The sequence below is a fragment of the Pseudoxanthomonas sp. 22568 genome (assembly GCF_052044485.1).
GTDB lineage: Bacteria > Pseudomonadota > Gammaproteobacteria > Xanthomonadales > Xanthomonadaceae > Pseudoxanthomonas_A > Pseudoxanthomonas_A beigongshangi.
Genome location: NZ_JBQENC010000008.1, coordinates 172,527 through 186,080, shown reverse-complemented (window position 1 = coordinate 186,080; position 13,554 = coordinate 172,527). Strand labels below are relative to the sequence as shown.

10 protein-coding genes are annotated in these 13,554 nt (G+C 61.0%); 6 read left to right on the top strand and 4 right to left on the bottom strand.

Features of this window, described 5'->3' with window-relative positions; all coding sequences use genetic code 11:
• Positions 1-154: 154 nt before the first annotated feature.
• The 3 genes from ACTJI2_RS12415 to ACTJI2_RS12405 form a co-directional block, all read right to left on the bottom strand.
• Complete coding sequence (locus tag ACTJI2_RS12415; RefSeq protein WP_440842276.1) at positions 155-2,491, bottom strand: FG-GAP-like repeat-containing protein; 2,337 nt, start codon at positions 2,489-2,491, stop codon at positions 155-157.
• Between the two features lie 143 nt (positions 2,492-2,634).
• Positions 2,635-3,267 carry a CoA transferase subunit B gene (locus ACTJI2_RS12410; RefSeq protein WP_440842275.1) on the bottom strand — a complete coding sequence of 211 codons (633 nt, stop codon included), beginning with the start codon at positions 3,265-3,267 and terminating at the stop codon, positions 2,635-2,637.
• Positions 3,267-4,007 carry a CoA transferase subunit A gene (locus ACTJI2_RS12405; protein ID WP_440842274.1) on the bottom strand — a complete coding sequence of 247 codons (741 nt, stop codon included), beginning with the start codon at positions 4,005-4,007 and terminating at the stop codon, positions 3,267-3,269. The genes ACTJI2_RS12410 and ACTJI2_RS12405 overlap by 1 nt, the downstream gene beginning before the upstream one ends.
• Before the next feature lie 113 nt (positions 4,008-4,120).
• On the opposite strand from ACTJI2_RS12405, the gene ACTJI2_RS12400 reads away from it, so the two are divergent.
• From ACTJI2_RS12400 to ACTJI2_RS12375, 6 genes are all read left to right on the top strand, one after another.
• Positions 4,121-5,053, top strand: a complete 933-nt coding sequence (locus ACTJI2_RS12400) for an ATP-grasp domain-containing protein (protein WP_440842273.1) — start codon at positions 4,121-4,123, stop codon at positions 5,051-5,053.
• Between the two features lie 77 nt (positions 5,054-5,130).
• Positions 5,131-5,877, top strand: coding sequence for an electron transfer flavoprotein subunit beta/FixA family protein (locus ACTJI2_RS12395; RefSeq protein WP_183639126.1), 747 nt, complete (start codon positions 5,131-5,133; stop codon positions 5,875-5,877).
• Positions 5,878-5,971: 94 nt separating this feature from the next.
• Positions 5,972-6,916 (top strand): electron transfer flavoprotein subunit alpha/FixB family protein, encoded by a 945-nt coding sequence (locus ACTJI2_RS12390; protein WP_440842272.1) that lies wholly within the window; start codon positions 5,972-5,974, stop codon positions 6,914-6,916.
• A gap of 95 nt (positions 6,917-7,011) precedes the next feature.
• Complete coding sequence (locus tag ACTJI2_RS12385; RefSeq protein WP_440842271.1) at positions 7,012-8,370, top strand: phosphomannomutase; 1,359 nt, start codon at positions 7,012-7,014, stop codon at positions 8,368-8,370.
• A gap of 15 nt (positions 8,371-8,385) precedes the next feature.
• Complete coding sequence (locus tag ACTJI2_RS12380) at positions 8,386-9,789, top strand: mannose-1-phosphate guanylyltransferase/mannose-6-phosphate isomerase (protein ID WP_440842269.1); 1,404 nt, start codon at positions 8,386-8,388, stop codon at positions 9,787-9,789.
• Between the two features lie 256 nt (positions 9,790-10,045).
• Positions 10,046-11,059 (top strand): glycosyltransferase family 2 protein, encoded by a 1,014-nt coding sequence (locus ACTJI2_RS12375; protein ID WP_440842268.1) that lies wholly within the window; start codon positions 10,046-10,048, stop codon positions 11,057-11,059.
• Between the two features lie 193 nt (positions 11,060-11,252).
• Here the strand turns inward: ACTJI2_RS12375 and ACTJI2_RS12370 are convergent, their stop codons facing one another.
• Positions 11,253-13,514, bottom strand: a complete 2,262-nt coding sequence (locus tag ACTJI2_RS12370; RefSeq protein ID WP_440842267.1) for a hypothetical protein — start codon at positions 13,512-13,514, stop codon at positions 11,253-11,255.
• Positions 13,515-13,554: the final 40 nt, after the last annotated feature.

Sequence of the window (13,554 nt, the reverse complement as noted above, 5' to 3'; positions counted from 1 at the left end):
TGGATGAGACGTCCAGGGAAAAAAAGAAAGCGGCGCTCATTGAGCGCCGCTTTTTGTCATTCGAAGGCCTCTTTCCAGACACCCTCAGTATCATCGGAACAGAGCCGAATGTGTTCTCGATGAAACAAGGGTCACAATTTACTCGTTGCCCGCATCAAGGGGCCACTATCCAATCCGTTCCGGACACGGGAACCAGCGTCCGGCCCTTAGTACTGTCGGCGGAATCCCAGACAACGTTCTGACCCGTAGTGGTATTCCTCCACAGAATGTCGAAGGTACCATTCCCATCGTAGTCGCCGGTTGCCACAACCCTCCACAGGGGAGTCGCCGATCCGATAGTCATGTTGTTTGCATATCGCCCAGAACGCCACACGACATTGGCTCCGGTACCCTGATTGCGCCAAAGTACATCCATCACGCCATCGCCGTTGAAATCACCAGATCCAGCGATCTCCCAGGTTGTTGCCACCGCATTTTCCGCGATGCTGCCAACATGTTGGCCGGACAACCAGATTACGTTCGCACCAGTGACCGGATTCCGCCAGAACACGTCAGCGTTCCCGTCACCATTGAAGTCTCCCACTGCAGCCACTTTCCATGGAGCGGCAACCGGCTCCCTGCTGCTGAAGTTGGTGTAATTACCGGCCCACCATATGACGTTTTTTCCACTGGACGGTTCACGCCAGAAGATGTCGGCTTTGCCATCGCCGTTGAAATCGCCGACGCCTGCGACTTCCCAGGAACTGGCTACGGGGTTCAAGGTCTTGTTGCCGGTAGAAATACCGGCCCACCAAACGACATTTGCGCCGGTAGAGGTATTGCGCCAGAGGATGTCGGACCTGCCGTCGCCATTGAAATCCCCCGAACCCACGACACGCCAACCTGTTCCGACCGGACTCCCCGCACTCCGCGTTGCATAGTTGGCGGACAACCAGATCAGGTTGGCGCCAGTCTTGGTATTGCGCCAGAACACATCAGACTTGTTGTCAGCGTTGTAGTCGTTGTTCAATTTCGCGGTAAAAGGCACCTTGGTTTCACGGAACCTGGCCACCACGGGAATCGTCTGATTCAGGCTGCGTGCGTTGTCCGCTGCATTCGCTACACCACAGGGTCCCGGAGTAGTTTCTCCACAGGTCGTGATGTTCGGATTGGAGAACAAACGGTATGGGGTCTGCCCGACATCGCCGTAGGCCATGATGGTGTAGAAATTGCCTGAGGTGCTCTTGTACCCGTAGGAGTAAGGGTACCGGCCTGGTATGTTGTTGGAATTGGCCTGATCGTGCGCGGAACCCAGCAGGTGACCGACTTCATGCACCAGACTCTCGGGGGCACAGTAGTAGCTGTTGCCATCCGTGCCAAGATCGTCACCGAAGCTAATGACGCCATATCCCCAACCGGCATGCTGCGCCGGCGTCACCGTCTCGCCCCGCGCGCCGATCAGCCAAGCAATGCCACATCCCTGGTGCTCGGGCTGCTGGAACCCACGCACGAGCAACGCGACATCGGCGCCGTACTGGTCACGCGCGGTACGCAGCGGAGTCAACGTTGCCGGAATGGTGACGTTGCTGGCGCCATTGCTGCCGGTTAGTTCATACAGGGCTGTCTGGTTTGCGTTGGTGTCCGTATAGGAAACCTCCTGGGCGTTCACCAGTCGCATATAGCCATTGACCTTGCTGTTGCTGAGGCCTTGGTTCGCGACCTGGAAAAGGAAGGTCAGGGCTGTGGTCACGGACTGCTGCTTCAAGGCCGCTTGGTTGCGGAAACCGGCGGTGTAACCCACCGCCACGTCGATCGTGTTGACGCCACTCGGAGGCGCCGCCATGGCGACCGCGTTCTGCGCAACTTGGGCCTTGGCCGCCAACGCCTGGCTTACAGCCGTGTCCACCAGGCCACTGGCCCCCGGGATCGCCATGTCGTCGTGGCCGACATTCGGTGAACGCACCTTGGTCGGGTCCATCTGAACCGCATACAGGCCGGTACCACGCGTGCGGATGCTGAGCGGCGGTTTGCCGTTACCCTGCGGAATGGAGGCGAAGACAGCCTCCTCGCCGAAGGTGATGATGGCTTCCTGCATGGGATCGCCGCCTTCCACGCGGCCGACCCACGTCCAGTTGCCATCAATCCCCTCATCGTGGCGTTCGTACTTGAGCTTGACCTCGCTGCCATCCGGCAGGGGCACGGTCATGTGCCCAGTCACCACACCCTTGAGGGCATGCTCCTCACTCATGCTGACCGGGTAATAGGTGAACGCACCCTCGCGCTTCACCGGCTTGCCTTGGTTCTGGTAAGCCATCAGCGTCCCGCGGTCAGGGGCGTTGGCAATCGAACGATGGACGTCGCGGCCAGATGGCGCCATCCCCGTCCGCGCCTGTGACTTCAGCGAATCGCCTCCTGCGGAGCCATGCAGCGCAGCCATCTGGCTGTCGGACTTCTGGCCGCTGCAGGCGGCCAACAAAACTACGGCGGCGCATGCGCCGAGGCGAAACTTCATGCGAACCCTCAATCTGGCTGGTGTTGCCCCTGAATTGGGAAATATAACCTAGCTCACGGCTCCCCGGCCGTGAAGCCAGATTTCACATGACAGGCGGGGCGGCACCGTACAGGTTGCCTTAAGCCATGCCTCTCCCTTCCTTTTCAGGGGGTCCGGATGGGTACGCCGGTCTTGTCCCTGAGTTCGTCAAGGGTGACGCCGTCCGCAGTTTCAACCAGGGCCAGCCCCTCCGAGGTGACGTCGAACACGGCCAGGTCGGTGATGATCCGGTTCACCACCCCGACGCCGGTCAGCGGAAGGTCGCACTGGGGCAGGATCTTGTGGCTGCCGTCCTTCGCCACGTGCTCCATCAGCACGACGATGCGCTTGACCCCGGCGACCAGGTCCATGGCGCCACCCATGCCCTTGACCATCTTGCCGGGCACCATCCAGTTGGCCAGGTCGCCCCGGTCGGTGACCTGCATGGCGCCCAGCACCGCCAGGTCGATGTGGCCGCCCCGGATCATGCCGAACGAATCGTGGCTGCCGAAGTAGCTGGCACCTGCCCGGGCGGTGACGGTCTGCTTGCCGGCGTTGATCAGGTCGGCGTCGACTTCATCCTCGGTAGGGAACGGGCCGATGCCCAGCAGGCCGTTCTCGGACTGCAGCCAGACATCGATGCCGGCGGGAATGTGGTTGGCCACCAGGGTCGGCAGGCCGATGCCCAGGTTCACGTAAGCGCCATCGGTCAGTTCGCGCGCGGCGCGCTGGGCCATTTCGTCACGGGTCCAGGCCATCACTTGTCTCCTTGGCGCACGGTGCGCTGTTCGATGCGCTTCTCGGGATCCGGGTTGTGGACGATGCGATCCACATAGATGCCCGGCAGGTGGACGTGGTCCGGGTCAATCTCGCCGATCTCGACGATCTGCTCGACTTCGGCCACGCAGATTTTCCCGGCCATGGCACAGGCGGGGTTGAAGTTGCGCGCCGTCTTGCGGAACACCAGATTGCCGGCCTTGTCGGCCTTCCACGCCTTGACAAGCGATACGTCGGCCACCAGCGCGGTTTCCATCACGTACCAATGCTCGCCGAACTGGCGAGTCTCCTTGCCCTCGGCGACCACCGTGCCGTAGCCGGTGCGGGTGAAGAAGGCCGGAATGCCGGCGCCGCCGGCACGCAGACGCTCGGCCAGCGTGCCCTGCGGGTTGAATTCCAGCTCCAGTTCACCGGCCAGGTACTGGCGCTCGAACTCCTTGTTCTCGCCCACGTAGGACGAAATCATCTTGCTGATCTGGCGGGTCGCCAGCAGTTGCCCCAGGCCGAAACCATCGACGCCGGCATTGTTGGAGATGGCCGTCAGTCCCTTCACGCCACTGTCCCGCAGCGCGGCGATCAGCGCCTCCGGGATGCCGCACAGGCCGAATCCGCCGACCGCCAGGATCTGGCCATCCGCCACGATGCCATCCAGCGCGGCGGCGGCGCTGGGAAAGAGTTTCTGCTTGCCCGTCTTGGGGGCCGCGTTCGCGGTTTCAGCCATTGGCAGGGTCCATCTCGGGAAATGTCCGCCATTCTACCCGTGCCCCCCCTGCGCAACAGGTACTTTCGGGCAATGGCAACACCCGCTCGACCATGCCCCCTACACTGCACGCCATGACCGCCATCGCCCTCATCACCGCCATCTCCGCCACCGGCCACGACGAAGATCTTCCACCGCTGCTGGCCGCCTGCGAGCGTGCCGGGCTGTCGGTCCGCGCGCTTGCCTGGGATGACGCGTCGGTGGGCTGGAGCCGCCTGGATGCCGCCTTGCTGCGCTCGCCCTGGGACTACACCGAGCGCCTGGCCGAGTTCATGGCGTGGTGCAAGCACGCGGCGCATTCCCTGGCGATGTTCAATCCGTTGCCGGTGATCCGCTGGAACACCGACAAGCACTATCTGGCCGATTTGGCCGCGCTGGGCATTCCCGTCGTGCCGACCGAATTCGTCGAGCCCGACGCCGAGCCGATGGAGGCCCTGCAGGCATTCCTGGCAAAACACCCGTCCGCGGAATTCGTGGTGAAGCCGACCGTAAGCGCGGGTGCCCGTGATACCCAGCGTTACCGTCGCGATCAGGAGTTCGCCGCGGGCAATCACCTGGCGCGCCTGCTGGACGCCAACCGCAGCGCGATGCTCCAGCCCTATCTGTCGGCCGTGGATGCCGAAGGGGAAACCGCCCTCATCCACATCGACGGCGTCTTCAGCCACGCCATACGCAAGGCTGCATTGCTGAAGGCCGGCGACACAGCGCCGCTGGATCCGCATGCTTTCGGCGATATCCAGGCACGGGAACCGGCCGACGACGAACGGCGATTGGCCGATCAGGTGCTGGCCGCGGCCACCCGGCTGCTCAAGCTGGAGGCTCCCCTCCTGTATGCGCGTGTGGACCTGCTGCGCGGGACGGACGGCGTGCCGCGCCTGCTGGAACTCGAACTGACCGAGCCTTCCCTGTTCTTCGCCCAGGCCCCGGAGGCTGCCGGCCGGCTGGCCGAGGCCCTGGCGGAAAGGCTCGCGAACGGCACCGTACGGACTCGCACGGATATCGGCTGACCGCTAGAATCAGCGTTCTGCCCTCGGCCAGCCGCCGCGGCCGGGCCTCTCCGTAGCACTGAAGGAATTCCCAGAGGATGAAGATTCTCGTCGCCTACAAGCGCGTGGTGGACTACAACGTCCGCATCCAGGTCAAGCCGGACGGGTCCGGCGTGGTCACCGACGGCGTCAAGCTGTCGGCCAACCCCTTCGATGAAATCGCGCTGGAAGAAGCCCTGCGGCTGCGCGACAAGGGCATCGCCACCGAGGTCGTGGTCGCCACCATCGCGCCGGCCGACGCCCAGGCGCACCTGCGCAACGGCCTGGCCATGGGCGCCAACCGCGCCATCCACGTGGTCACCGACCAGCCGATCCAGCCGCTGACCGCCGCCCGCACCCTGCTCAAGCTGATCGAGAAGGAACAGCCGCAGCTGGTCATCCTGGGCAAGCAGGCCATCGACGACGATGCCAACCAGACCGGCCAGATGCTGGCCACCCTGTGGGGCCGTCCGCAGGCGACCTTCGCGTCCAAGCTGGAAATCGCCGGCGACAAGGCCACCGTGACCCGGGAAGTGGACGCCGGCCTGGAGACCCTGGAAGTCGATCTGCCAGCGGTGGTCACCACCGACCTGCGCCTCAACGAACCGCGCTTCATCAAGCTGCCGGACATCATGAAGGCCAAGAGCAAGCCGCTGGAAACCCTGCAACTGGCCGATCTCGGCGTGCAGGCGGCCGATACCCTGAAGACCACCCATTACGCCGCCCCGGCCAAGCGCAGCAAGGGCGTGATGGTCAAGGATGCGGCCGAACTGGTCGCCGCGCTCAAGGCCAAGGGCCTGCTGTAACCCATCGTTCCCTCTTCTTCCGGGAAGAGGGTCGCGGCGATGGCGCGACGCGGAAACGCAGGCGCGCCACCGCCAGAATTCTGGAGATTCCGCAATGTCCAAAGTCCTCGTCATCGCCGAACACCTGGACGGCAAGCTCAACAGCGCCACCGCCAAGACCGTCAGCGCCGCCCAGGCCCTGAAGCCCGACAGCATCGATGTCGTGGTGCTGGCCGCCGATCCGGCCGGCATCGCCGCCGAAGCGGCCCAGGTCGCCGGGGTCGCCCGCGTCCTGACGGTCGCCAATCCCGCCAACGCGAACGCCATCGCCCAGGTGCTGGCTCCGCAGATCGCGCAGTTGGCCGCCGGCTACACCCATGTCTTCGGTCCTTCCACCACTTTCGGCAAGGATCTGATGCCCTGCGTCGCCGCGCTGCTGGGCGTGGCCCAGGTGTCGGACGTGATGAGCGTCGAGGGCAGCCACGTGTTCAAGCGCCCGATCTACGCCGGCAACGCCATCATCACCGTCGAGGCGCCGGCCGATCAGACCGTCGTCGCCACCGTCCGCACCGCCTCCTGGCCGGAAGCGGCCAAGGGCGGCAGCGCCAGCGTCGAGACGGTCTCCGCCGACGCCCCCCTGCCCTCGCACACCCGCTACCTCGGCCTGGCTGCCGGCAAATCCGACCGCCCCGACCTCCAGAGCGCAAAGCGCGTGGTCTCCGGTGGCCGCGGCGTCGGCTCGGCGGAGAACTTCAAGATCATCTACGACCTGGCCGACAAGCTGGGCGCGGGCGTCGGCGCCTCGCGCGCCGCGGTCGACGCCGGCTATGTCCCGAACGAACTCCAGGTCGGCCAGACCGGCAAGATCATCGCCCCCGAGTTGTACGTGGCCGTCGGCATCTCCGGCGCCATCCAGCACCTGACCGGTATCAAGGACGCCGGCACCATCGTGGCCATCAACAAGGACGCGGAAGCCCCGATTTTCGAGATCGCGGACATCGGGCTGGTGGGGGATCTGTTCAAGTTGCTGCCGGAGTTGCAGGACGCGCTCGGGGCCTGAATCGGATCAGCGGCCCTCCGCTTCGGTCTGCAGTTCATCGAAGCGGAACGATGGCCCCGCTATACTGCGGGGCCGTCTTTTCACGGACAGAATTGATGCAGTTGCCCTGTTTCAAGGCTTATGACATCCGCGGCCGCGTCCCGGATGAACTCGACGCCAACCTAGCCAAGCGTATCGGCGCGGGTACCTCCGCATTGCTTGGACCCGGTCCCGTAGTCGTGGGCCGCGACATCCGGCTGAGCAGTCCTGCGCTGAAGGATGCACTGGCAGCGGGTTTTGCCGCCGCCGGGCGCGAGGTCATCGATATCGGCCTGTGCGGCACCGAAGAGATCTATTTCCAGACCTTCCATCGCCAGGCTGCCGGCGGCGTCATGGTCACTGCCAGCCATAATCCAATGGATTACAACGGCATGAAGCTGGTTCGCGAGCAATCGCGTCCGATCAGCGGGGACAGTGGACTGTTCGCGGTACGTGACTTCGCCGCATCCGGCACCGCACTGCCGATGGGAAAGGCGAGCCTCAGCCATGATGCCGACAAATCGGCGTACGTGGCACACCTGCTCTCCTACGTGGATGTCGATGCGCTCCGGCCGTTGAAAATCGTCTCCAATCCGGGCAACGGTGGCGCTGGCTTGGTAATCGATCAGCTCGCACCCCACCTGCCGTTCGAGTTCACCCGCATCCAGCATGACCCCGACGGCCATTTTCCCCATGGCATCCCCAATCCGCTGTTGCCGGGTAACCGGGCCGCAACAGCGGAGGCCGTACGTACGCACGGCGCCGATTTCGGCCTGGCTTGGGACGGCGATTTCGATCGCTGCTTCTTCTTCGATGGTGAAGGCACTTTCATCGAAGGCTATTACCTGGTGGGTCTTCTGGCCTCGGCACTCCTCAAGCGCCATCCCGGCGGCAAGATCATTCACGATCCGCGCCTGACCTGGAACACCGTTGAAATGGTACGCGAGGCCGGCGGCGTACCGGTAATGTCCAAGACAGGCCATGCGTTCATCAAGGAACGCATGCGCGCCGAAGACGCAGTCTACGGTGGCGAAATGAGTGCTCACCACTACTTCAGGGATTTTGCCTATTGCGATTCCGGCATGATCCCGTGGCTGTTGATTGCCCAATTGGTATCTCAGACGGGTATGCCGCTGGCGGAATTGGTTCGGGAACGGCTCAAGGCTTTCCCGTGCAGCGGAGAGATCAATTTCCGCGTCGCCGACGCCGCTGAAGCACAAGCTCGGGTAATGGAGCATTACGGCCCACTCAACCCAGCGTTGGACTACACCGACGGCCTCAGCGCGGACTTTGGCGACTGGCGCTTCAACCTCCGCAGTTCCAACACCGAGCCGCTGTTGCGACTCAATATCGAAACCCGTGCCGACGCCGCGCTGCTGGCTGCGCGTACCCAGGAACTGTCCGCGCTATTGGGCGGACAGGCCGCCCATTCCTGATCCAGGACAGACTGCATGCTTCCCATCATTCCCGTCATTCTTTCCGGTGGCTCCGGCACACGGCTCTGGCCATTGTCGCGTGAGGCCTATCCCAAGCAGTTCCTGCCGCTGGTCGGAGACGACACCATGCTGCAAGCCACCTGGAAACGCGTGGCTTCGCTTGCTGACAAGGCGCCGATCGTGGTGGCTAATCAGGAACATCGCTTCATGGCTGCCGAGCAGTTGCGTGAGTGCAAGGCCATACCCGATGCAATCATCCTCGAGCCCGTTGGGCGGAATACCGCACCTGCCATCGCCGTGGCGGCCTTGCATGCTCTGTCGCAACACGAAGACGCGCTGTTGTTGGTATTGCCTTCAGACCATGTCGTGCGTGACGAACACTCCTTCCATTCTGCTGTGAAGGTAGCCGCGCAGGCTGCCAACCAGGGAAAACTAGTCACTTTCGGCATCGTGCCGGATGCGCCCGAGACCGGATACGGCTACATCAAGGCCACAGGCAGTGGCGAGGTACGCAGCGTCGAGCGTTTCGTCGAGAAACCCAATCTGGAGACTGCCACGCAGTACTTGGCTTCGGGAGAGTATTTCTGGAACAGCGGCATGTTTCTGTTCAAGGCATCCCGTTATCTCGAGGAATTGCGACAGCTCCAGCCTGCCATCGTCACAGCAAGTGAGGCCGCCCTGGAACGCGCGGCGCGTGATCAGGATTTCGTGCGGCTGGATGCTGAATCGTTCGGGCAAAGTCCTAGCGACTCCATCGATTATGCTGTGATGGAGAAGACCCAGGACGCAGCAGTGGTACCACTGGATGCCGGCTGGAGCGATGTGGGATCCTGGTCCGCGTTGTGGGCCGTATCCGACAAGGACGAAAACGGCAACGCACATCACGGCGATGTGATTGAAGTGGATTGTCATGATACCTATGCCTACGGAACCCGCCTGATTGCCCTGATCGGCCTGCGGGATGTGGTAGTGGTGGAAACCGACGACGCTGTACTGGTCGGCCATCGGGATCGCGTGCAGGACGTGAAGGAAGTGGTGAACAGGATCAAGCGCGAAGGTCGTAGTGAAGCAGCCGCCCACCGCAAGGTCTACCGCCCCTGGGGCGCCTATGACTCGATCGACAATGGCGACCGTTTTCAGGTCAAGCGCATCACCGTCAAACCCGGCGCATCGCTCAGCCTGCAAATGCATCACCACCGCGCCGAGCATTGGATTGTCGTCAGTGGGACCGCAGAGGTCACTCGCGGCGAAGAGGTGATCCTGCTGACCGAGAACCAGAGCACCTATATTCCGCTCGGGGTTACCCACCGCCTGCGCAATCCTGGCAAGCTGCCGCTGGAGTTGATTGAAGTTCAATCCGGCGGTTATCTGGGTGAGGATGACATCGTCCGCTTCGAAGACACCTACGGACGTACCTGACCCATCACGCCACCACGCCATCCGTTCAACCAATGCGGATATCCAAGCAGTATGGAGGTTGGTATCAAGCCGACCTCCGTCGCGCCTACTATCCAATCCTGACCAACCGCTCCGCGTGCGATCCTCAACGCCGCAGGCAAAAGTCCACGCTTGTCTCGGGGGCTGGATGCAACTGTGGAACTGAGATTAAATGCATCCAGTCCCGTTCATGCGACGGTATCACCCGCCATCCCCGGCACAAGGGAAAGCAAACGCAATGAAGCTGATTATCCAGATCCCATGCCTCAATGAATCGGCCACTCTCGCCGTGGCCATTGGCGCGCTGCCCAGGCAAGTTGACGGCTTCGATGAGGTCGAATGGCTGATTGTCGACGATGGTTCTACCGACAACACGGCCGACCTCGCCCGTGAACTCGGCGTGGATCATGTCGTTCGGCACCCCGTCAATCGTGGCCTGGCTACTGCCTTCATGACCGGACTGGATACATGCTTGCGACTGGGCGCTGACGTGATCGTCAACACCGATGCCGATAACCAGTACGAGGCCACGGACATTCCTCTACTGACGTCACCGATCCTCGCTGGTCAGGCTGATATGGTAATCGGCGCGCGCCCGATCGATGAAACCGAGCACTTCTCCTGGATCAAGAAGAAGTTGCAGCGCCTCGGTAGCTGGGCCGTGCGTGTTGCCAGCCAGACCCGGGTGGCTGATGCCCCCAGTGGTTTTCGTGCCATCTCGCGCGAGACGGCGATGCGGTTGAACGTGTTCAATGCGTATACGTATACACTGGAAACCATTATCCAGGCCGGGCGCAGCAATCTACGCGTGCTGTCGGTGCCGATCCGTACCAACCCCGATCTGCGCCCTTCGCGCCTGGTGAAGAGCATCCGCAGCTATGTGCAACGCTCGCTCGTTACTATCCTGCGCGTATTTGCCATCTACCGGCCGTTCTTCCTGTTCTTCTGGCCAAGCATCATCCTGAGTGCTCTGGGCCTGCTAGCAGGCATTCGCTATCTTTACTTTGTGATCATTGGTGATGGGGCTGGCCATATCCAGTCCGTAGTCTTCGCCGCTTTATGCCTCATTCTGGGCGCCATCACGCTGATGATGGGATTCCTTGCGGACCTCATCGCCACCAACCGAAAACTGATGGAGCGCATCGATGTGCGAGTGCAGCGACTTGAGTACTCCTTCCGTGAGCAGCCCCTCAACCACGTGAAGCAGAAGCCTGATGTTCATGCTTCATCCGTGGCCAAGCCTGGCACTTGATGAGAGTTTCTTGTCACCTCGACTTCCAACGATTCGAGTCAAGGCTACAGCGGTCCTTTCGGGTACCCGGCTGTAGAACCGTCGTACTCAAATAATCTAACGCCTACAAGCGCATAGTCCGTCTTGCATCGACGGTTCAGAGTCTTCCTTGGTGCGTGCACTCGCATGAAGACAACGAATGCACGCCATGATCTCAGCGATATAGGATCCGGTAACCCTCAATCCTTATATCGGATGCTTCGGGAACACTTATCCTGACCTCCAGATCTCCAACGGATTCCGGCAACTCGAACTCAAAACGGGCCAAGGTGCCACTCACGGGTTCCTGCGCCATTGGATACGCAGCCCTATATATAACCTGTTTCCCCTGATTCGCACTCATATCCAGGTTGAACGGTGTACGGGCTGACCCGAGAACCACGATAGAGTATTTCCCTGCTGCGAGCGGTCGGTACGGCCCATACATCACGAACCCCGGCTGTCCACCGGCGATGAGGGCTCGACCTTCCTTCATCCCGACCAGCGTCTTTATCTCTCGGTCAACAGCGGAAAACTCCAGGGCTACCTCGCCGGGCGACGGCGGGTGCCACTGCGGACGGCGATAGACCATAAGTTGGCTGTCGCTACGCGTACAGATCTCCGTAGGAGCAGATACCCCGTGGCAGAAGTTCTTCTCAACGAAGTCCACAGCATCAACCTCCACGAAACCCGGAGGAGGCGTCGTGCTGCGTGTTACGTAGAATACGTCGTGATAGGACATCGCCAAGCGGCGCGCATAGCCAGCTTCTTCGATGTCCTGCGGTCCCACGGTCACGACGTTCATCCCATATGTGTAGACCAGTGCGGTCTTGAACTCATGAGTAATCGGTTCCGTCATTGACCGGTCGACCAGAATGATGTCGCCGGAGTCGAAGTGAGAAACCAGCCGTTCTATCGACGGCGCCACACCTTCATGCTCCATCTTTCCAATCTGCTGCGCGCTCAGCACGGTTGCCCAAACGCCGCTGACCAAAAGTGCTGCGGTGGTGTATCGTCTGACCGCCCCGCGTCCGGCGAGTGCCCACGCACAGACGACGAACAAAAGGAGATAAGGCACAAACTCGCTGATCAGGTAGCGCGCGTAGTAGGGTTGATACGGAAGCACCCACTGCAATACGGCAAGATGACCGTAAAAACAAGTAACAAAGAACAAGAGCAGTGTGTTGGCCGTACTCGCCTGCCTACGCACCGACAATGAATAGAATGCCAGCATCAGGAAAGGCGAAACATACATCGTCGCAGCGACGAGGCTGATCGAGCGTACGGATTGCATCCCTTGCTGTGCAAGCCTAAAGACCTTCCCATACCAGGGATGATCTGCATAGGCGGGCGTGAAACCGAGCTTGTAGGCTTTCCAAGCAGCCAAAATGGAGAACACCAGCAGCAGGACAGGCAGCGCAAGCGCGATTGCGTTGGCCCCACTGCGCAACGTCGCTCTCCAGTTTTCACGCTGTGCCATGACACCGATGGCCAACCATCCTGCTGCTGCGCAGGCCAGGGCCAGTAAAACTAGCTGAAGCCATTTGTCTCCCAGCAACGGCGCAAAGGACAGCATGTAGATGTCCTTCGCATATGACGTCGACCACTTGAGTCCATATGCGATGCTCGCAGCGTAAAGCAATACCGCCAGAATACTCCACGAGAAGATGCCCTTCTTTCTCTCGTCCCCTTTGTTCATCAGGAGTGCGGACATGGATACGGCGAAAATCAACGGCAAGTACATGAACCCCGTGACGCGAGTCATGAAGAGCATCATTAATGCTGCCAACGAGATTGCGAGGTATCTCCTGCTCCCAGTAATCCCGGAACGATTCCAGTACGCCAGCAGGAAGTTGAAGCAAATGAGTGAGAAGGCGAGCGTGGGAACTTCGGTTACAGGAAATTTTGAAAAGAACGCATGTAGCGGATTTACGGCCAGCAATAACCCAGCGATAAGGCCAGCTCTTGCGCTTCCGGTTATTGCGTGCGCCAATCTCTGGAAGAACAGGAGCGATACGATCGATAGAAAGGTCAGGGCATAGGCGAGATGCTCCAGACCAAAGATTGCGCCAAACATGGCAAGCCAGACGGGGAAAAGATGGTAGAACTGGAACTCCAGCTTCCCTTCACCCAGTGCATATATGCCCGGAAGATATATCTTGGGCTGATAGTTGTTCTGAACATAAAGATCGCGCACTTCTGGACTCGCGATCCCCCGAAAGATCGTGTCGATCGGTTCCAGACCTCCCGTCCGTACCAAATGCGCAGCCATGTTCGTGTAGATACCCTCGTCCTGCCCACCTAACTGGTAGGTATATGCAGGCAGCCTGAAGAGCAACGCCACAGCGACAATCAACAACAGATGCCATATCGGCGGGCTATCTTCGTCCGGTAACCGAGTACTCGGCGTCCATTTCGCATACGCAAGCGTCGCCATGAATCCGCAAATCCAGATCTGCCACGCGTGGAAAATCCCC